The 19,458-nt window shown below is 37.9% G+C and carries 16 protein-coding genes; 1 reads left to right on the forward strand and 15 read right to left on the reverse strand.

The genetic code is table 11. The features are described 5' to 3' along the window. Positions 1–51 precede the first annotated feature (51 nt). The 13 genes from opuFB to BGM26_RS09705 form a co-directional block, all read right to left on the reverse strand. The gene (gene opuFB, locus BGM26_RS09645; RefSeq protein ID WP_217039615.1) at positions 52–1,566 is read right to left on the reverse strand and encodes an osmoprotectant update ABC transporter permease/substrate-binding subunit OpuFB; all 1,515 of its coding nucleotides are present in this window, start codon (positions 1,564–1,566) and stop codon (positions 52–54) included. Continuing rightward, positions 1,559–2,518 carry an ABC transporter ATP-binding protein gene (locus tag BGM26_RS09650; protein ID WP_217039616.1) on the reverse strand — a complete coding sequence of 320 codons (960 nt, stop codon included), beginning with the start codon at positions 2,516–2,518 and terminating at the stop codon, positions 1,559–1,561. Before BGM26_RS09650 ends, opuFB begins: the two co-directional genes overlap by 8 nt. Positions 2,519–2,832: 314 nt before the next feature. Further along, positions 2,833–4,782 carry a bifunctional 2',3'-cyclic-nucleotide 2'-phosphodiesterase/3'-nucleotidase gene (locus BGM26_RS09655; protein ID WP_217039617.1) on the reverse strand — a complete coding sequence of 650 codons (1,950 nt, stop codon included), beginning with the start codon at positions 4,780–4,782 and terminating at the stop codon, positions 2,833–2,835. A gap of 346 nt (positions 4,783–5,128) precedes the next feature. Further along, complete coding sequence (rpiB, locus tag BGM26_RS09660) at positions 5,129–5,614, reverse strand: ribose 5-phosphate isomerase B (RefSeq protein ID WP_217039618.1); 486 nt, start codon at positions 5,612–5,614, stop codon at positions 5,129–5,131. A gap of 73 nt (positions 5,615–5,687) precedes the next feature. Further along, positions 5,688–6,704: a LacI family DNA-binding transcriptional regulator gene (locus BGM26_RS09665; protein WP_217039619.1), complete on the reverse strand. Its 1,017-nt coding sequence runs from the start codon at positions 6,702–6,704 to the stop codon at positions 5,688–5,690. Positions 6,705–6,790: 86 nt separating this feature from the next. Then, the gene (gene alsK, locus BGM26_RS09670; RefSeq protein WP_217039620.1) at positions 6,791–7,729 is read right to left on the reverse strand and encodes an allose kinase; all 939 of its coding nucleotides are present in this window, start codon (positions 7,727–7,729) and stop codon (positions 6,791–6,793) included. A gap of 47 nt (positions 7,730–7,776) precedes the next feature. Then, a complete protein-coding gene (alsE, locus tag BGM26_RS09675; RefSeq protein ID WP_217039621.1) occupies positions 7,777–8,463 on the reverse strand; it encodes a D-allulose 6-phosphate 3-epimerase in 687 nt (228 codons plus the stop codon). Between the two features lie 31 nt (positions 8,464–8,494). Then, entirely contained in the window at positions 8,495–9,442 is a 948-nt protein-coding gene (gene alsC / locus BGM26_RS09680) for a D-allose ABC transporter permease (RefSeq protein ID WP_217039622.1), read from the reverse strand. A gap of 13 nt (positions 9,443–9,455) precedes the next feature. Then, positions 9,456–10,970 (reverse strand): sugar ABC transporter ATP-binding protein, encoded by a 1,515-nt coding sequence (locus BGM26_RS09685; RefSeq protein WP_217039623.1) that lies wholly within the window; start codon positions 10,968–10,970, stop codon positions 9,456–9,458. Between the two features lie 30 nt (positions 10,971–11,000). Next, a complete protein-coding gene (gene alsB / locus BGM26_RS09690) occupies positions 11,001–11,975 on the reverse strand; it encodes a D-allose transporter substrate-binding protein (RefSeq protein ID WP_217039624.1) in 975 nt (324 codons plus the stop codon). Between the two features lie 800 nt (positions 11,976–12,775). Then, the gene (locus BGM26_RS09695; protein WP_217040726.1) at positions 12,776–13,723 is read right to left on the reverse strand and encodes a sugar phosphate isomerase/epimerase family protein; all 948 of its coding nucleotides are present in this window, start codon (positions 13,721–13,723) and stop codon (positions 12,776–12,778) included. A gap of 133 nt (positions 13,724–13,856) precedes the next feature. Continuing rightward, positions 13,857–14,882, reverse strand: coding sequence for a Gfo/Idh/MocA family protein (locus tag BGM26_RS09700; protein ID WP_217039625.1), 1,026 nt, complete (start codon positions 14,880–14,882; stop codon positions 13,857–13,859). 43 nt (positions 14,883–14,925) lie between these two features. Further along, complete coding sequence (locus BGM26_RS09705) at positions 14,926–15,966, reverse strand: Gfo/Idh/MocA family oxidoreductase (RefSeq protein ID WP_217039626.1); 1,041 nt, start codon at positions 15,964–15,966, stop codon at positions 14,926–14,928. 281 nt (positions 15,967–16,247) lie between these two features. Here BGM26_RS09705 and BGM26_RS09710 point away from each other — a divergent pair, with 281 nt between their 5' ends. Further along, positions 16,248–17,216 carry an AraC family transcriptional regulator gene (locus BGM26_RS09710; protein ID WP_217039627.1) on the forward strand — a complete coding sequence of 323 codons (969 nt, stop codon included), beginning with the start codon at positions 16,248–16,250 and terminating at the stop codon, positions 17,214–17,216. 52 nt (positions 17,217–17,268) lie between these two features. Here the strand turns inward: BGM26_RS09710 and BGM26_RS09715 are convergent, their stop codons facing one another. Further along, the gene (locus BGM26_RS09715; RefSeq protein WP_217039628.1) at positions 17,269–18,435 is read right to left on the reverse strand and encodes a Gfo/Idh/MocA family protein; all 1,167 of its coding nucleotides are present in this window, start codon (positions 18,433–18,435) and stop codon (positions 17,269–17,271) included. A gap of 34 nt (positions 18,436–18,469) precedes the next feature. After that, a complete protein-coding gene (locus BGM26_RS09720) occupies positions 18,470–19,393 on the reverse strand; it encodes a sugar phosphate isomerase/epimerase family protein (protein ID WP_217039629.1) in 924 nt (307 codons plus the stop codon). Positions 19,394–19,458: the final 65 nt, after the last annotated feature.

The following is a 19,458-nucleotide window of genomic DNA, read 5'->3' on the forward strand; positions in this document are numbered from 1 at the left end:
TGGTGAGGGAGGGAAGGTTACTTCTTTTTGTTTACGGTTTCTTCCAAAGTTTTAAAGAAGCCCTTCTTTTTCCAAATATTCTTTAGCTACTTCTGCAGCGTTAATGCCCTCCACATTGACTTTATAATTCATTTCACGCATTTCATCGTCATTTATTTTTCCTGCCAGCTTATTTAAGGCCTCTTCTATTTCCGGATATTTTTCTATTGTTTCTTTTCTAAGCATTGGTGCCCCTTGATAAGGAGGAAATAGATGCCTATCATCTTCAAGGACAATCAGTTTATGCTGCCTTAATTCACTGTCTGTTGAGTAGGCATCAACTAGGTTAATGTCTCCAGTTTTTATGGCACTGTATCGCAGCTTCGGTTCCATTGTGATTATGTTTGAAAATGAAATTCCATAAAGCTTCTGGATACCACGGTAGCCATCTTCCCGGTCAGCAAATTCTAGAGTAAAGCCTGCTTTGATGTTATCCTGGGCATTCTTTAAATCAGAAATGGTCCTTAAGTGATAATTCTTAGCCGTTTGCTCAGGTACTGCTAAAGCATATGTGTTGTTATAGATCATTGGTTTCAGCATTTCCATTTTGAACTTCATTCGCATTCCTGTTCTTGCTTGTTCATACACTTGCTCGCTATCAGTACTTACAGCCGTTTCCTTTAAAAACTCTGAGATGGCTGTTCCAGTAAACTCAGGGTAAATATCGATACTGCCGGATTTCAATGCATTAAACACAAATGAGGTTTTCCCAAGGCCCGGTTTTAGTTCGACATTCAAATCAGTATCATTTTCAATAAGGAGTTTGTACATATTAATCAATATTTCCGGCTCTGAACCAAGTTTACCGGCAATGACAATATCTCTTTGTTCTTCCCTATTTACAAGCGGAATAACGATAATCAGTACACCCACTACTGCAAAAACTCCTATAGTGGTTAGCGAATTCTTAAATGTTAATCGCTCGAACCCCCGAAGCAAAACGTCAAATAGGATCGCTAGTAAGGCTGCCGGGATCGCGCCAAGAATGATGAGCGTTGTATTGTTTCGGTCAATACCAAGCAAGATGATATCCCCTAACCCACCAGCTCCAATAAGTGCAGCTAATGTTGCCGTACCAACAATCAATACCATCGCTGTGCGGATACCCGCCATAATAACAGGCATAGCGAGAGGAAGCTCTACTTTTAATAATCTTTTTCTCGAGTTCATTCCCATTGCCCTAGCAGCTTCGGTTAATGAGGGATCCACTTCCTTAATACCTGTATATGTATTTCTCAAAATAGGAAGGAGTGCATAAACGACAAGGGCTATAATGGCAGGAATCTTACCAATCCCAAATAGAGGAATCAAAAGCCCGAGAAGTGCTAATGATGGGATCGTTTGCAAAACGGCTGTTATTCCAATGATTCCTTCAGCTATTTTTTTCTTTTTCGTTAAATAAATTCCAAGGGGAATAGCGATTATGACTGCAAAAAAGAGGGCAATAAAGGAAATCTGAATATGTTCAAGCAACGAACCAACAAGCTCGCCTTGTCTTTCCGCAAAAATAGCTGCAAACTCACCCATTGGCATTGTCCCCTTCCTGCAAACGATCAGCTAAAAATTGAATGACTGCTTGTCTGTTTATTGTTCCGATAATCTCACCATCTTTTTCAACAGCCAATTGATCTTGGTGTGATAAAAGCGCCAATGTCTCTTTTAATGAAGCTGACGCAGCAATTACTTCATTCTGATTTAAGTCTTCCAATATTGGCTTCATCATTTTTACAAGGTTAATGTCCCCATTTAATAAGTCTTGCCGATTTCCAACGAAATCTCTTACAAACTCATTTTCAGGATTTTGAAGTATATCTTTTGGTGTACCTATTTGTACAATTTCACCATCTTTCATAACACATATTCGGTCCCCTAGCTTTAATGCTTCCTGCATGTCATGTGTGACGAATACAATGGTTTTCTTAATCCTATTCTGAAGGTCCAACATATCATCCTGCAATTTTTCCCTAGTGATGGGGTCAAGGGCACTAAACGGCTCGTCCATTAAAATAATTTCAGGATCTGCAGCTAAGGCCCGAATAACACCAACTCTTTGTTGCTGACCTCCAGAAAGTTCTTTAGGTTTCCTGCTGCGGTATATTTTCGAATCTAATCCGACCATTTCTAAAAGCTCATCAATCCTTTGGTGAATCATTTTACGGCTCCATTTTCGTAGCTCCGGAACAATTGCTATGTTCTCTTCAATCGTCATATGCGGAAATAGCGCAATTTGCTGAAGGACATACCCAATATTCCAACGCAATTCATGAATGTCATATTCGCTTATCTTCCTTCCATTGATAAGAATCGTCCCATCAGACAAATCAATTAAACGGTTAATCATTTTAAGTGTCGTTGTTTTACCGCACCCACTAGGACCGATAATGACAAAGAATTCCCCCCTTTTTATATCGAAATTCAGGGATTTTACAACTTTCGTATCGTCTTGGTATCGCTTAGATACATTTTCAAATCGAATCATAATCTCTCTCCTTAATCCCTAAGATTTGACAGGGTTCATTCTTTTTATTTCCGTCTCAAAATTCTAGCTGGCTAAACCAGTGATGTTCATTAATTATTTATTCTTAGATTAGAAATTTTACCACATTTTAGATAAAAGAATCATTTAATATGCAATGAGAATCAATCGGAATGAGTATGACTCCTAGATATTCGGTAAGGATGTGCCATGCTATGAGCTATGAGCGATGTCCATGTAATCAAATTTAAAAGGCCAAGGATAAATTTCCTTGACCTTTATTAAAGAAATAATTAAAGAAACCCTTTAACATCCACCTATTCCTCAGACGTTAAATCAAGTGAGAATGTTGCAAACCCTTCGCTAGATGGCCCAATATATTTTATGTTTTTAAATTGCTTTACGAAGTCTTGTGCTTTCGGTGATGATTCAAACACAGTTTTCGCTTTGCCTTTGATTTTCGCGATTGACCAGTTTTGGTCGGCTGATGGGTTTATTGTTTTATTCTCCTGGATATAGTTGGTGATGATTTGGCGATTTTCATCAGGTGCTTTCAGAATCACTTCGCCCTTACTGACACCAGGGAAACTTGCACTCGATGCTCGGTAGTTATTGGTTGCGACGATAAACATTTGATCATCTATAACGGGCTTACCTTGATAAGTTAGATTAACGATTCGACTTGATTCTGGATGAATTAACTTCTCTTTTGGATCATACTTGGCTGGCTTGGTGACATCGATTTGGTATTGAACTCCATCAATAATATCAAAATTATAGGATCTAAAATCAGGGTTGATCAGCTGCTGCTCTCCACCTCTAGATGGATCAATTTGATTAAATTGCCCAGCGCTCATTTCCAGCCATTCTTTGAGCTGTGCCCCTTTAATCAATACAGCCTGAGGCGTATTCGGGTACAAATACAAATCCGCGACATTTTTTATCGCCAATGTTCCAGAAGGAATATTCGTATAGTAATCCGGACCCATACGCCCACCTGCTTTAAATGGTGCTGCCGCTGAGAGAACAGGTATACCTGTATACTTACTATAGGCTGGGTCTTTTAGTTTGCCTACTAAATATTCAGTTTGCGCGTTATTCACAATTTGCACAGAAGGATCATCTTGGACGAGCGCAAAGTAGCTGAAAATGGGCGCTGTTGTTTCACCAACCGGTTGATTTACATATTTAATAGTTGCCTCATGTTCTGGTAAAATGGCTTTCATTAATTTCTCGTCTGTTTGAACGAGAGAGTTTCCATTTTCATCCGCGATCGGCCTAACGGAACTTTTACTGCGGGTTACGCTCCATTTTCCACTTTTCTTCTGTAATTGCAGGTCAATCAAGCCAAGATGGCTACCGAATGCGCCAGCCATTACAACAGGTTTCCCATTTATCGTTCCTTGTTCAAGATTTGTATTAGGTAAGTCTTTATATAAAGGGCCGGGGAATAGATTATGTGAATGCCCAGTTAATACAGCATCAATGCCTTTAACTTGAGTCAAATAGTAAGCAGCATTTTCCATGTCAGGTTGATATGGTTCGGCGCTTATTCCCGTATGAGCAAGGGCAACAATTACATCGGCGCCTTTCTTTTTCATAATCGGAACACATTTTTTTGCTGACTCCACAATTGATTTTGTTACCACTTTTCCTTCTAAATTGGCTTTATCCCATTCCATGATTTGTGAGGGAACAAAGCCAATAACTCCTACTTTGATTGTTTGTGTTTTTCCGTGATCATCTACAACCCTTTTATTAAAAATGGCATAAGGTTCAAAATAAGGTTTATCTTTTTTGGCATGGTATACATTTGCATTCACAATAGGCATTTTTGCGCCTTTAATTGCACGCTTTAGAAAATCTAAGCCATAATTAAATTCGTGGTTACCTAATGTTGTGGCATCATACCGCAACATATTGAAAGCACGATAGATAGGATGTACTTCGCCCCTTTTTAAACCAACTTTCGCAACATAATCACCTAAAGGATTACCTTGGATCTCGTCCCCATTATCAAACAACATCGAGTTTTTCACTTCACTTCGTGCTTGTTTGATGAGGGTGGCTGTTTTTACCAAACCTACTTTATCGTCCTCTTTTGTCTGATAATAATCATAATTAGCTAAGTACATATGCAAATCTGTTGTTTCAAGCAAACGCAGCTGAACAGTATCTTTTTCCCTTGCTGCATATGTTAGTGAAGGAAAGAGCTGTCCTAAAATGACGAATAATACGAGGAAAAAGAAAGAAAACTGTTTAGTCAATAGAAAGACCTCCTTTTTGGGAACATATCCATATAAACGAATGTAGTATTTGTTTAAATTATCTAGAATATGATTTTACAAAGGGATTTTTAAACTCAGAAGGGGGTATTCTTTAGATATTTCAGCAAAAACAATCACTTTTCGAATTTCATGAATTAGAAGGTAAGAATCAATATTATTAGGAGTATGGGTATGGGAAAACAAAACACAAGTCACTCCGCTTGGATTGGTTTTTATTATCTATAGGACTGCGCAAAAAGTCCCCGCGGAGATTAAATATCCACGAGGACTGCTATTTTTCAACAAGAACCGCTACATATATCGTGTAGTTCTAGGCTCTTGGCGGCTATTCATCAGAACATCGGTTAACTTCATCCTGCCCAGTGCTTGACACCGAATTTTCGTAGTCAGCTATTTTTTGAACACGAATATGGTGTCGGCCACCTTCGTATTCGGTTTCGAGCCAGATTTTTGCAATTTCTCTTGCTAAACCATGACCCAGTACACGCTGACCCAATGCTAGTACGTTGCTGTCATTGTGCAGTCTTGTGTATTTTGCGCTAAATGTATCTTGTACATGAGCGCATCGAATGCCTTTCACTTTATTTGCCATAATCGACATCCCGATTCCTGTTCCGCATATTAATATTCCGCGATCCACTTCCCCTGAAACTACTTTTTCTGAAACTGCTAAAGCATAGTCCGGATAATGGACTCTTTCTTCGGTGAATGCACCTAGGTCCACATATTCAATCCCTAACTCTTCTAGTTCTTGAATGATTTCCGCTTTCATTGGTAATGCCGTATGATCGCATGCAATTGCAACTTTCATCTTTAGTTCCTCCAGCTTCATTGATTAATCGATTAATCATAGGGGAATAATTGGTGCTCCAATTAAGAACACCCTATTTATCAGATAGTGTTTTACTCGTTAACAAAGTTGATTCGCGTTTAACAAGCTCTACTGGTATCTTGATGATATTATTCGCATGTAAAATACCGCTATCAATCATCTCAATTAGTTCTTCAGCAGCACGTTTCCCAAGTAATTCTTTATTTTGATTAATTGACGTGAGAGATGTGTATTTTGCAATACTAATATTGTCATAGCCAACGATTTTCACATCGTTTGGTACTTCGATTCTATTTTCATTTAATGCTAAAAATGCGCCGAAAGCAAGCCAATCCGTTGTCGCAAATATACCATCATACAAAAGTTTCCCATTCTCTATTAAGGATTCGATTGCTTGTTTTGCCTGGTCAATACCGACTTCTAATTTTAAAATATTATCCTCTGTTACATCCATTCCGTGTTCAGCCAATGCTTTCACATAACCATTTATTCTTTCTTCAGTTGAAAACACATTGCGATAGTCTCTTATTAATAGGATGTTTTCACAACCTTTTTCGATTAGCTCCTTACCCGCTAAATAGCCGCCACGATGATTATCAGAAGTCACAATCGAAACACGATGAAGTTTTGGCTTCCGGTCGATACATACAATCGGCAACCGGGTTCTATTTTGCAAAAGCTGGTCACTTCCTGATAAATAGATTAAACCGTCGACTCCTTTAATCTCTAAATCCTTAAAATATTGCAGTTCCTTTTCCTCGTTCTCAGCAGAGTTGCAAATAAAAACTGAATATCCTTTTGGGTCACAATAATTTTCGATTGCCAAAACTATTTGGGCAAAAAATTCATTTGTAATGTCCGGCACAATAACCCCTATCGTTTTTGATTTACGGGTTCTTAAACTTTTAGCAACAGCATTTGGCCGATAATCATATTTATCAACAAGATCAAGAACCTTTTTCTTCGTTTCCTCAGAGTATCTCCCGGTATTGTTCAACACTTTTGAAACAGTTGCACTTGAAACCCCCGCAAGTTCTGCGATTTTCTTGATGGTGATTTTTTTATCCATGATCTCATGCCCCGTCACTATATTATTTTATCATTTAAATAAAATTATATAGCGCTATCATTACAAAATCAAATGGTCCTTATCGCTCACCCGATCTTAATGACGTTTTCCCTCTTTAGTTGATCGTAAATATGACTTGCTGCACCGAGAACTCCTGCTGCATTTACGTCTTCTGCGTATTCAAAGTTTAACCCTCCGGCTGGAAACGGTCTCCTGCACGATTGGATTACTTTTTCCTCAAGCCGCTCCTTTGGAAAATTCTTCATTCCAACGACTCCCCCACCAAGGATGACAAGATGAGGATCGAATATATTAATCTCGGTTGCAATCGGAATTGCCAACGCATGAATAAAATCTTCAATAATTTTTTCATGAGCGCATTTAGTGAAAATCTCTTCAAACGGAACATCGGAAAAATGCTCTTGATGAAGGGCAACTAATCTTTTCCCTGAAGCGATTACTTCTACACATCCAATATTCCCGCAGCCACACACATCCCCATTTTGATAAACTGGAATATGCCCTAATTCCGCAGCAGCCCCATTTTTCCCACTTAAAAACTGATCGTGCAAATAAATTGCATTTCCAAACCCTGTTCCAATGTAAAACCCTAATACGATGTCGTCCTTCATTACATTTCGTTTGGAAATTTCATATTTTAATAGATGATTTACATCATTATCAATATAAACTGGAATTTTTAAATAATCTTGCAATGGGTCCACGATATTCACATTGCATAACGATTCCATAGTTGTTGTCGTTAATATTCGTTTTTTATCCTTGCTTACTACAGACGGGAAGCCCATTCCAACCGCAAGAACTTTCTTTCCACTAACATATAATTCGATATATTCGTATAAAAAACGTTTAAGCGATTCAATTGGATCCTTCACATCTACAATATCTTTTGTCTTTCTTTTCAAAAAGAAATGAAGTGTTCCGTCTGAAGTAACCGCTCCAATTCTTGTATGAGTTCCCCCAATATCTACACCAATTACATATGTTTGCTGTTCAATGTCCATGTCAAGATTCCTCTCTAAATTTGCTTCACTCTAGTCGGTGAGAGACTTTAACCTTGCATAAGATCCTTTACTTCATTCCCAAAAGTATCCATCATTTTATCCCAAGCTTTATCAACATCTTTATCCAGATTAAACAGTCCCGAGCTACCAATGATTAGCACCTCAGCACCAGCATCAACGAGTTCTTTAAATGTATTTTTATTACATGAACCATCGATCGTAATTAAATATTTATAGTTATTCTCTTCTTTAAGCTGTTTTGCCTTTTGGATTTTCTCTATCATTTCTGGAATATATTTTTGTCCAGCAAACCCTGGATCAACAGTCATGATCGTTAATTTATCAATATGGTGAATATATGTCTCAATCGCTTCGATTGGCGTTTCTGGATTTAAAACAACTCCGAACTTCTTTCCTCTTTCTTTAATCTTTTGAATCGCTCTAAAAGCTTTTCCATTAATCGTTTCCGCATGAAGACTAATATAATCAGCTCCAGCATCAATCGTCATTTCCACAAAGTCTTCCGGCTTTTCAACCATTAAGTGCGCATCAATCGGCAATGTGGAGATTTTTTTTAACTCTTGAATAAAAAACGGTGATAACGTAATATTTTTCACAAAATGTCCATCCATAATATCTACATGGTAAAAATCGGCTCTTTCATTTAAAATCTCTACTTGCTCTTTAAAGTTCGTTAAATCCATACACATTAATGACGGAGAAAATTTTTGCATGTTGATTTAGCCTCACTTTTTCTATTATCTCTTATGCTTTCTTTCCACCAAATAACCGATCCAATGCAACAGCACCGATAATAAGCGATCCCATTACGATTTGTTGATAGTAAGTAGATACGTTCAAAATGTTCAAACCATTATTGATAACACCAATAATAAGTGCTCCCATGACAACACCGATAATTTTACCTTTCCCACCAAAGAAGCTTGTTCCACCAATGATGGCTGCTGCAATTGCAAATAGTTCGAAACCAGTTCCTGCAAGTGGTTCTGCCGCTCCAATTCTGGCAGTTAAGACAACACCTGCGATACCCGCACAAATTCCTGAAATTATGAACACAACAATCGTATGCAGCTTAATATTTATTCCTGAGAACCAAGCAGCTTGCGAGTTCCCGCCAAGTGCGTAAATATTTCTTCCCATCCGTGTTTTGTTTGTCACAAACGTTAATACTAAAGCTATAAGGATAGCAATGATTACAGGAATTGGAACAAACCAAAGCCAACCGGCAATCCCTTGTGTAAATTCACTTGGCAATCCATACACAGGGCGAGCATCTGAAATAATAAGTGTTAACCCTCTGAAAATCGATAATGTTCCTAAAGTAATAATAAACGGATGCAAATTTGTTTTTACAACGAGGAATCCATTGATAAATCCTAGTAAAGCACCTACAATGATTCCACCAATAATAATCGAAAGTACAACGGGAACTCCTGCTACGAGCAATTTGGCGGTAATCATTCCGGTCAACGCCATAATCGAACCTACTGAAAGGTCAATTCCTGCTATTAAAATTGTAAAGAACTCACCAGCACCAACGATAATATTAATCGAACTTTGTAAAATGACTTGCGTTAAATTCGATACCGTGAAAAAATACTTCGGTGAGAGGATTCCTAGGACTAGTATGATCAACACTAGAATTCCGAATGTTCCATAGTTCTGCCATATTTTATTAAACTTGTTCTGCATGTCTTCCCTCTCCTTAAGATGTTGCTTTCGCCATAATTTTCTCTTCGGTAGCCTCATCACTTGTTAAGATGCCATTGAGTTTACCCTCTTGGAACACAGCAATTCGATCACAAATCGCTAGCAATTCAGGTAATTCTGACGAAACAACTAAGACACCTTTACCGTTATCCGCTAGATCACGCATAATTTTGTAAATATCACTTTTCGCTCCAACATCAATTCCTCTTGTTGGTTCGTCAAAAATGAATAAGCTTGATCCTGCTGCCAACCATCTTCCAATGATAACCTTTTGTTGGTTACCACCTGATAACTCGGTAATGTTTTGGTGAACCGAGGAACACTTAATCGATAAGTTTTTCTTCTGTTGCTCAGCCCATTCCATTTCTTGAGTTTTTTTCACTAAACCAGATAATCCTCCAAATTTTGAATCGTTAATTAAATTCGAAATGGAGATGTTTTTCCAAATTCCAAAATTTGGAAAAAAACCAGTTTCTCTTCGATTTTCAGTAATATAAGCAATTTTATTTTTTACTGCGTCATATGGATTTTTTAAATTTAAGGATTTACCATTTAAGGTGATTTCACCTGTTTTCATAGGATCCGACCCAACGATTGCATTCATTAATTCTGTACGTCCAGAACCAATCAATCCTGCAAATCCTAAAATCTCACCCTTCTTTAATTGAAAACTAATATCTTTAACTTTTTCATCTTTTCTTGTTAAATTTTTCACTTCAAAAACAACTTCATTTTTCCCGCTATGGCTCTGATTTTTAGTGAGGTACCTTGATTGCAGCTCTCGGCCAACCATTAACGTAATAAGTTCATCAATTTCTGTAGTGGCTAAGTCTTTCGTTGCAACGAATGTTCCATCTTTAAGAATCGTAATCCGGTCACCAATTATCTTGATTTCTTTTAATTTGTGAGAGATGTAGACAATGCCTACACCCTCACTTTTTAGTTGGCGAATAATCTCAAATAATTTTTCAATTTCTCCATCTGTTAGAGACGATGTCGGTTCATCCATAACCAATACTTTCGTGTCAGCAGCAAGTGCTTTTGCGATCTCCACTTGCTGCTTTTCAGAAATTGAAAGTTCACCAACGATTTCGTCTGGGCGTCGATTCAATCCAACGCGTTCTAATAGATTCGTAGTTGTCGTTTTCATATACTCGTAATCTACGGTTGAAATTCCAAAGGTTTTCTTTGTTGGAATTTTTCCAACAAATATATTTTCAGCAATTGACAAATCATCAATGACACTCAATTCTTGATAAATGATGCCAATTCCATTACTAGCAGCCACTTTCGGAGTAACCTTTGAAAATTTATTTCCTTGAATAATGATGCTACCTTCAGTAGGCTCATAAATCCCACATAATATTTTCATTAGCGTAGATTTCCCCGCCCCGTTTTCTCCTAACAAAACATGAACTTCACCAGGTAGCAGGTTAAAATCTACATCTTGTAATGCAGGGATTCCAGAAAACTCTTTCGTGATTTTTTCCATTTTTACCATGTAATCCATGATAGACACTTCCTAAATTAATTTTTCAGCTTATTCACTTACAACATAAGAAGGAACCGTGACAAGTTCTGCTGCTTCATCTAGGGATAGTACTTTATTATCTTTAATTGCCTTCACAAGCAATCTTAAGCTCTCTTTTCCAATCTCAGCAGAATCTTGTGCAATTGTAGCAGTTAGGTTTCCAGCTTTCACAGAGTCAATTGCTTCTGGGGCACCGTCTGTTCCGACAACAATAATTTGATCTTTCTTACCTGCATTAATAACAGCTTGAAGAGCACCAAGGGCCATTGTGTCGTTAGCAGCATAGATTGCAGTTAAATCAGGATATCTTTGAATCATATTCGTTACAACGTCAAGTGCTTTATTACGATCCCAATCTGCTGGTTGGCTAGCAACTAGTTCGATCCCATCTGTTGATTCAAATACACCTTTTGCACCATTTTTCCTTGCTTCACCTGAAGCGTTACCGGATTTTCCTTCAACGATCGCCACTTGCCCTTTTTGAATCTTTTCTACAATAAAGTTTGCAGCTTGCTCACCGACTTGTACGTTGTCGGTTGTAACAAACGCGTTCACGTTACCGCCAGATTTCACAAGCTCATCCATATCTAATTTTTCATCAATATTAACTGTTGGTATTTCCTTTTTATATGCATTGACCGCTTGAGGAATTAGGTTTACTGGTGATAAAGGAGCAAAACCGATTCCATCGTAGTCTTTATTTAGCAAGTCTTCAAACATTCTCAATTGACCTTGCATGTCATCTTCAGATTGTGCTGCAAGTATTTCAACTTTTACTCCAAGTTCTTCAGCTTCTTCTTTAATACCTTCTTCCATTTTTGTCCAGAATGGATTTGACAATGTTTTCAAAATAATTGCAACTTTTATCTCATCATTATCTTTAGCATCATTTGATTTCGGAGCTGAAGTCGGCCCTGAATTACATCCAACTAACAAAACAAGGCTTAGTAAAAAAGCGAATGACATAACAAATATTTTTTTCATTTATATGTACCCCTTCTCTATTCAATATTTTTTTGAAAAATAATGTAATCAAAAGACAAGTTAAAATTTCCATAAGTTCTTCTTTAATGCTAATTGTTTTACTCATTCACCTCCTTTAATTTGAATAAAGAACTTTGCTAAAAGTTAGAAATAGCTGAAGACACCGCTTACAAATTTGATTAATCGATTAACCATTGGTGACAGTTATAGCAATTGTAGTGCAGAATACGGATTGCTACGGATTGCCTACTACTAAACTAGGAAACTTTCTTAAAAAAATAATTGGTTAAACGATTAATCAAAGTGCCCACATAAGGAATATTATTCGCTACAAATTAACCAATGTTAGGAAATCGATTAACCAGAGTAAGTAATAGCGGAAAGCCCTTACAAAAATAATAATAAACAATTTTCAGATTTATGTCAACGAGTATTTTTGTCTTTTGCAATGGAGCATTTTTGATGGTGTTAACTGATGATAACCGGTTTTCCCTGCTTTTCAAGGCCGGAATTTTTTTTGCTAGAAGAGTTTTTAAGCCAGCGTGCCTGTCCTCCGAGGTTTAAATGTAGCAGTTAATAAGCACCCACATCCGGTTAGCCTTAAAATATACCAGCATTACTCTAAATTTTAGAGTCAGGCACTATTCGTGTACACTTTTTGGTTTGATACACATGGAATGGATATTTAAAAAGGATAATAGAAAAGGAACCAAGCATTTAAAACCTTGGTTCTCTTCATAAAGAGAAATTTATTCTCTACCGATCTAAAATCATAGTAATGTCGCAAAATTACAGTGGTGTTAGGCACCAAACGCTCTAGGCAATGTCTCTTTAAGGAGTTTAGTAGATTTCTTTACCGCCGTTAATTGATCCATTGTTTGATCCTCATTTTCAAGACTAATTGGTCCATCGTAACCCATCATCCCAACCACAGAAAAGAATTCACTCCACCAAAGGGAATCGTGTCCACATCCCAGAGCTACAAAATTCCATGTACGATCAGAAAAACGATCAGTGGTTTTTGTATCAAGAAGGCCATCCATTCCAACTAATCCTCTTTCAACTCGCACATCTTTTGCATGAATATGATAGATAGCATCCCCTAAATGCCTAGCCGCTAAAATGGGATCTCCACCCATCCAAAACAAGTGGCTTGGATCAAGGTTCATTCCAATCATTTCCCCAACCTGGCTTCTTAATTGGAACAAAGTAGCTGGATTATAAACTAATTGGCACCCATGATTCTCTAAAGCAATCTTGTCAATCCCATATTCTTTTGCTTGTTTAACCGTTTTCTCCCAATATGGAAAGGCGACTTCATTCCACTGCCAGTTCAGAATTTTCGTCGTTTCTGGAGGCCAGCTTGTGGTGATCCAGTTTGGCAATTTTTCATCGGGTCCTCCACCGGGAAGTCCGGACATCATGACAATTTTCTTTACCCCTAACAGCTCTGCAAGCCTGAATGTTTTATCTACTATTGCCTGATGTTCTTTTCCTTCTTCATTTGGGGCTAACTGATTTCCAGAACAATTTAGTGCTTCTATTTCAAGTCCCTTATTTTTTATTGCATTTACAAAATCCGCTCTTTTTAAAGAACTTGCCAGTAATTCATCTACATCCAGATGAGGGACCGCGGACCAATTACCACATCCAAATTCTAAAGATTCATAGCCTAATGATGCAGATGTATTAAGCATTTCTTTGAAAGATAGAGACCCTAAAGAATCGGTTACAAGACAAAGTCGCATCGTTATCAAAAACTCCCCTGCTAAATTAATATTTTTCCACTAGGGTTCGTTAGTTAAACTTTATTTCTAAGAAACTAAGAGTTTTGAAGTGAAAAGGACTCTAGATTGTCCCCTCAATCCCCTTGATTTATATTTACAGCCCTGAAATCATCGAATGACCTGAAGATACGTTAACGAATGTTTCTTTTTCAATGGATTCAAAACATGCATCGATCACTTTCAAATTCCGAACCGTATTTTCCACCATTTGGTTAGGCATGCCCCCGTCTAGCACACATTGTGAGAAATATTCGACTTCAAGGACATATTGATGTCCAATCAACTTCTCCTCCCTCTGAATTCCATCCATTGTATTGATCACGATAGGTGCTTCACCATTAAACATTTGTGGTACAAAGGCTCTGGGCACTCGTAAGCTGCCTTGTGTACCAATAATCTCATAATAATCGATCCTTGTTCGATCCATGGCAGCATCGAATAAGGCAGTAATACCATTTTCAAACTCCATTATCCCTGCTACAGACATATCCACTTGACCTTCAGGATCCTTTTGGTTCGAGGCAAAAACCCTTCTAGGTTCAGCGTCTAAAATATTTCTGATAGAGTGAATACAGTAACACCCTACATCATACAGACTGCCACCGCCTAATTCCGTTTTCATACGGATATTCCCAGCCCGATTTTCAAGAAAAAATGAAAGGCTAACCTTCATTATTTTCACATCACCAATTTCCCCTGAAGCAATTATTTCTTTTACTCGTTGGTGTTGCGGATGAAATTGATACATAAAAGCTTCCATAAAAATAACGCCGTTTTTCTTACATACTTCTATCATTTCCTCCGCTTCATTTGCGGTTAATGCTGCTGGTTTCTCACATAGTACATGCTTCCCTTTTTCTGCGGCTTTCTTTACCCATTGCGAATGAAGTGCATTTGGCAGCGGAATATACACAGCATCGATAGCTGGATCATCTAACAATTCATCATAGGATTCGTAAATAGCAGGAATTCCGAATTTCATTGAAATATCCTTTACTTTCGGATTAGAACTAGCGATGGCAACGACTTCTGCGTTAGCGGCATCTATAAATGCAGGTAATAATTCTTCTTGGGCAATTTGCGCGGTACTCAGGATTCCCCAACGAACTAATTTTGTCATTTATATCAACTCCTTAATATTTGTTCTTCTAGCGTTAAATAACTTATTTAGTTGTAAGATTAAGAGAATTTAACTTTACCTTTTTACCTGTTTTGAAAGATTCAGTGGCAGCCACAGCAATTTCTAATGCTGCTTTCCCATCCATCTCATTGCAGGACGTACCTCTTAAATTCATAATGGAATGAACAAACTCATTAAGCTCCATTTTAAATGCCTCATTTAAGGATGGAGGAAAATTAGGGCCCAAATCATGTTTGCCCATCGCATCTAATAAAGTAACTTCCTGTTGGCGAATTGTAGGGATTTGAATGGCCCCTTCAGTTCCGATTATTTCACAGCCGATATCAAATCCATACGGGGAATTTCGGCTTGACTCGATATCGCCAGCTGCGCCAGACGAAAATTGTAAATACGTAATGGCTTGGTCAACATCGCCATACTCTTCCATAAAAGTGTTTACAACAATACTACCCGTAGATAATACAGTGGTAACTTCAGATCCCATCAGGTACCTAGCTATATCAAAATCATGGATAGCAAGATCCAAGAATATTCCTCCACTATGTTTTAGAAATTCAATTTGAGGAGAAATAGCATATTTACCTGGAGGATTATCTCTAGTAAATCCCTTGAAATAGATAGGCTTTCCGATATCTCCCGCTTCAATTCGCTTTTTCGCTTCTATGAAAGCGGGATGAAATCTTCTCATAAAGCCTACTTGGCAGAGCACATTATTTTCTTTGATTGTTTCAATCACTTCTGTCGTTTCCTCAATTGTTTCGGTAATGGGTTTTTCTACGAATATATGCTTCTTATTTAGTGCAGCTAGTTTTACCATTTCCGCATGCGTTTTGGTAGGTGTTGCAATAATGACTGCGTCAAGGTCAGGATCCTCAAGCACTTCCATCGGATTTTTCGCCCATCGTTCTACTCCTAGTTCTTTGGCTACCTGTTCCGCTCGACCCTCAAATGGATCTACAACATATTGCAATTGCACCCCGTTAATATGATTAGCAAGATTTTCTGCGTGGATCGAACCAAGTCGACCTAACCCGATAACCGCTACACGAATATTCTCTGTCATTCTTCATCTATCCCTTCATCGACCTAAACAAATTTGAATTCAATTATTTAATGTTCTAACAATAAGTTATCACTTAGCCAGCCCTAGAAACATACCGTTCTGTTAGACGTTTTTGCATAATTGTTACATTTAGATTGGAAAAAATATATTTTTTTGTTTTAATTAGATTATATGTTGGTAATTTTCCGAAAAACATTTGGTTATCTTTCGAAAAATGATCCTGCTTTTTTACACGATGGCTATAAATAACAGTTACTAAATGAAGAAAGGAGTGAGAGTAGATGAACCTCTATAATCTTTCGTCTTTATATAGTGCGTTACGAATAATGGATATCCAATTAGATATAGTTGAAAAAGGATGGTCATACCCAAATCATCAACACTCTTATTTTGAATTTATTTACTGCATTTCCGGAGAATTCGAACAATGGGTCAATGGTGAAGTTTATTTATTAAAACCTGGTGACGCTATTTTAGTGAAACCTGATTTGTATCATCACTCCTTAACCCATATAGAAGCAGAATATTTAGTCTTTCACTTTGATATTGAGATGAAAGAAGTCCACTCTGTATTTCAGTTAGTAAAGAATCCACGTATTTTTTCTGAGGAAATGGTGAATGATCGGGAATCTATTACTCACTGGGTTACTAATTTCATTGAAGAGTTTAAAATAAAGCCACAAAAAAAAGCACCTAACTTAATGCAGGAGGATTACCTTGAAAACATGCATTCAGCTGTTAGTATCTTACGTCTTCATTCGAGAGTAATCGAATTAATTAGTGTTTTAGCTCAACATTTCCTTTCTAAAGAACGTCTACAAGACAGTGATATACCGCCCTCTCAAATAAAGATTGCTCACGAAGTAGCTAACTGGCTTGAAAAGAATTTAAGTAATAAAGTTAAGATAGAGGATCTAGCTAAAGAGCTGAATTTACATCGTTCTTACCTAAGCCAATGTTTTAAAAAGACTTACGGAATGTCACCTTCGAATTACCTCATTCGTATTCGAATACGTGAAGCAAGACGACTTTTGCTGGAAACAGATATGCCAATTGAATTAATCAGTTACCAATTGGCCTTTTATTCCGCAGGGCATTTTAGCCGTACATTTCGTTCTTTAATGGGTTTGTCACCTCTACAATTCAGAAAAGATAAAAAAATCACTATGAAAAAAATGAAGAAGTCCTTAGTGAAGAATGAACCGAGGAGAATAAATCATTGTTTGTTCTCCTCGGATCAATCGTTTTAGTGAATTTTAACTATATAAAAATAACCTTTTGCTGAAAAATAATTTTCAATGACTATTGATACTCCACCCATACAGCACCATTATCAGCGGAACGGACACAGTTCTCTATCCAACGGACACCTTCCACACCAGCTTCAATTCCTGGATACCAAATATCGTTCAAGGTTTCACCACGATCAAATGCTTCCATCGCCATCGCAAAACGAGAATACAGATTTGACCATGCTTCAAACAATCCCTCCGTATGCCCGCCACTAATGCGGTCATCTGCTAATGCTTCCGGATAGAGATAGTCCATTCCGCGTTCTAAAATCTGTGCTGGTTTACCCTGTATTTCATAGCGAAGCTGATTAGGCTGCTCATCCCACCATTCAATACTAGCTTTAGAACCGGTGACACGGATCTTTTGTCCATGCATGGAACCAGCATTTACACAAGAAGACCACACTGTCCCAATGGCACCGTTATCATATTCCATTATGGTATAGGCATTGTCCTCCAGTGGTGCACGGCTCTTAACGAAGCTCTGGCGAGTACACATCAGTTTTTTAATTTTCATTTCTGGCATCATTACCTCAGACAAATAAAATGTGTGTGTTCCTAAATCACCTAGTACATAACTCGGGCCTGCAACTTTTGGATCAACACGCCATTTCGTGCTTGGATTATTCAATTCAACAGCTCCAGAGTGAAAACCGTGCGCAAACTGCATGTTAACAATGCGTATTTCACCCAAATCTCCATTTGCGATCATCTGTCTCGCCTGTTCAATCGCCTGATGGCCTGAATAACCGTATGTAATGCCAACGACACGATTTCTCTTCTTTGCAAGAGTTTCTAGTTCTTTTGCCTGTTCGGATGTAAAACACAGCGGTTTCTCACAAACTACATGTAAACCAGCGTTTAGCGCCGCCTTGCAGATTTCAAAGTGTGTGCTATTTGGGGTTGCAATAGAAACAGCTTGAATGCCATCTTCACGTTTATTCTCTTCTTCAAACATCGTTATGTAATCAGGATAACACCGCTCAGGAGCAACATGTATATTCATTCCAAAGTCTTTACCACGTTCGGGATCAATGTCAAATGCACCAGCAACCAATTGAAAATTATGATCACGAAGTGCGGATGAACGATGAATGTAGCCAATTTGACTTCCTCGTCCACCGCCTACCATTGCCCAACGGATTGGATTCCCTATCGTTTTTTCACCATTAATCATTCATAGTCCCCCTGTTGAATCTATTATTTTATGCTTAATAACCAACACTTTTTAAATAGGCGATACTCTGACTAACATCTCGTAGACTAGTATCGGAATTTCTAGGATCACGCTCTTGCTCAATTGTGATATATCCATGATAATTAATTTCCTTCAGTGTTCTATTAATAGAATCATAGTCAATAATACCTTGCCCAATCGGGCACATAACACCCTTGCCACAAGCATCGAAAAAGCGAATATGCTCCCCCATCACTTGCTGATAAATATCTAAATCAATATCCTTAAAGTGGACATAATCCAGTCGATCTGCACAGTCTCTCAGCCACTGCACCGGATCCATTTTTGAGTAATACAGGTGCCCCGTATCGAGGCAAAGTCCAGCCGTATCATACGGAATATCCTGCAAAAGTTTCTTAATTTCGTCTTCAAATTCAATATATCCACCTGCATGAGGATGAATGACAGATCGCACTCCATATTTTGTCCATGCTCGCTCTGCAAGTGTCCGAATGTGTGCCATCATATTATTCCAATCTAGTGCAGATAAACGCTTCGCTTTATCAGGGTGGCCAGCATTATAATCCCTCTCTTCATGGCCCCAGTCAATTAATACCAAATAAGGGGTTGAAAAGTGTTGTCCATTTTCCTGTGACGAGGGCGGAAGTTTGGTAATCAGTGAACAGATATCATCCACCTGATGCAATAAGTTTTCCATGTTTGATTCTCTTACTAAATCATCAAAAATCGTTCCAGCAATAATTGACAGATTATTCTTTGAGAGTTCTGATTGTACCCGTTTGATGTCCATTGGAATATAACCATAGGGTCCCAATTCAATGCCTTTATAACCAGCTTGTGATGCCTCTTGTAATACCCGCTCCCATGGCGGAAGATAGGGGTTTTTAGGATCATCCACGCCCCAGGAACAAGGGGCTCCTGCAATTTTAATTGTCATGTCAAACACCACCAAAGAATGTTAAATTTTTTTGTTATCACGACAGCTTAAACCTTAATACACAG

The sequence above is a fragment of the Bacillus sp. FJAT-29790 genome (genome assembly GCF_019039215.1).
Taxonomy (GTDB): domain Bacteria; phylum Bacillota; class Bacilli; order Bacillales; family Cytobacillaceae; genus Cytobacillus.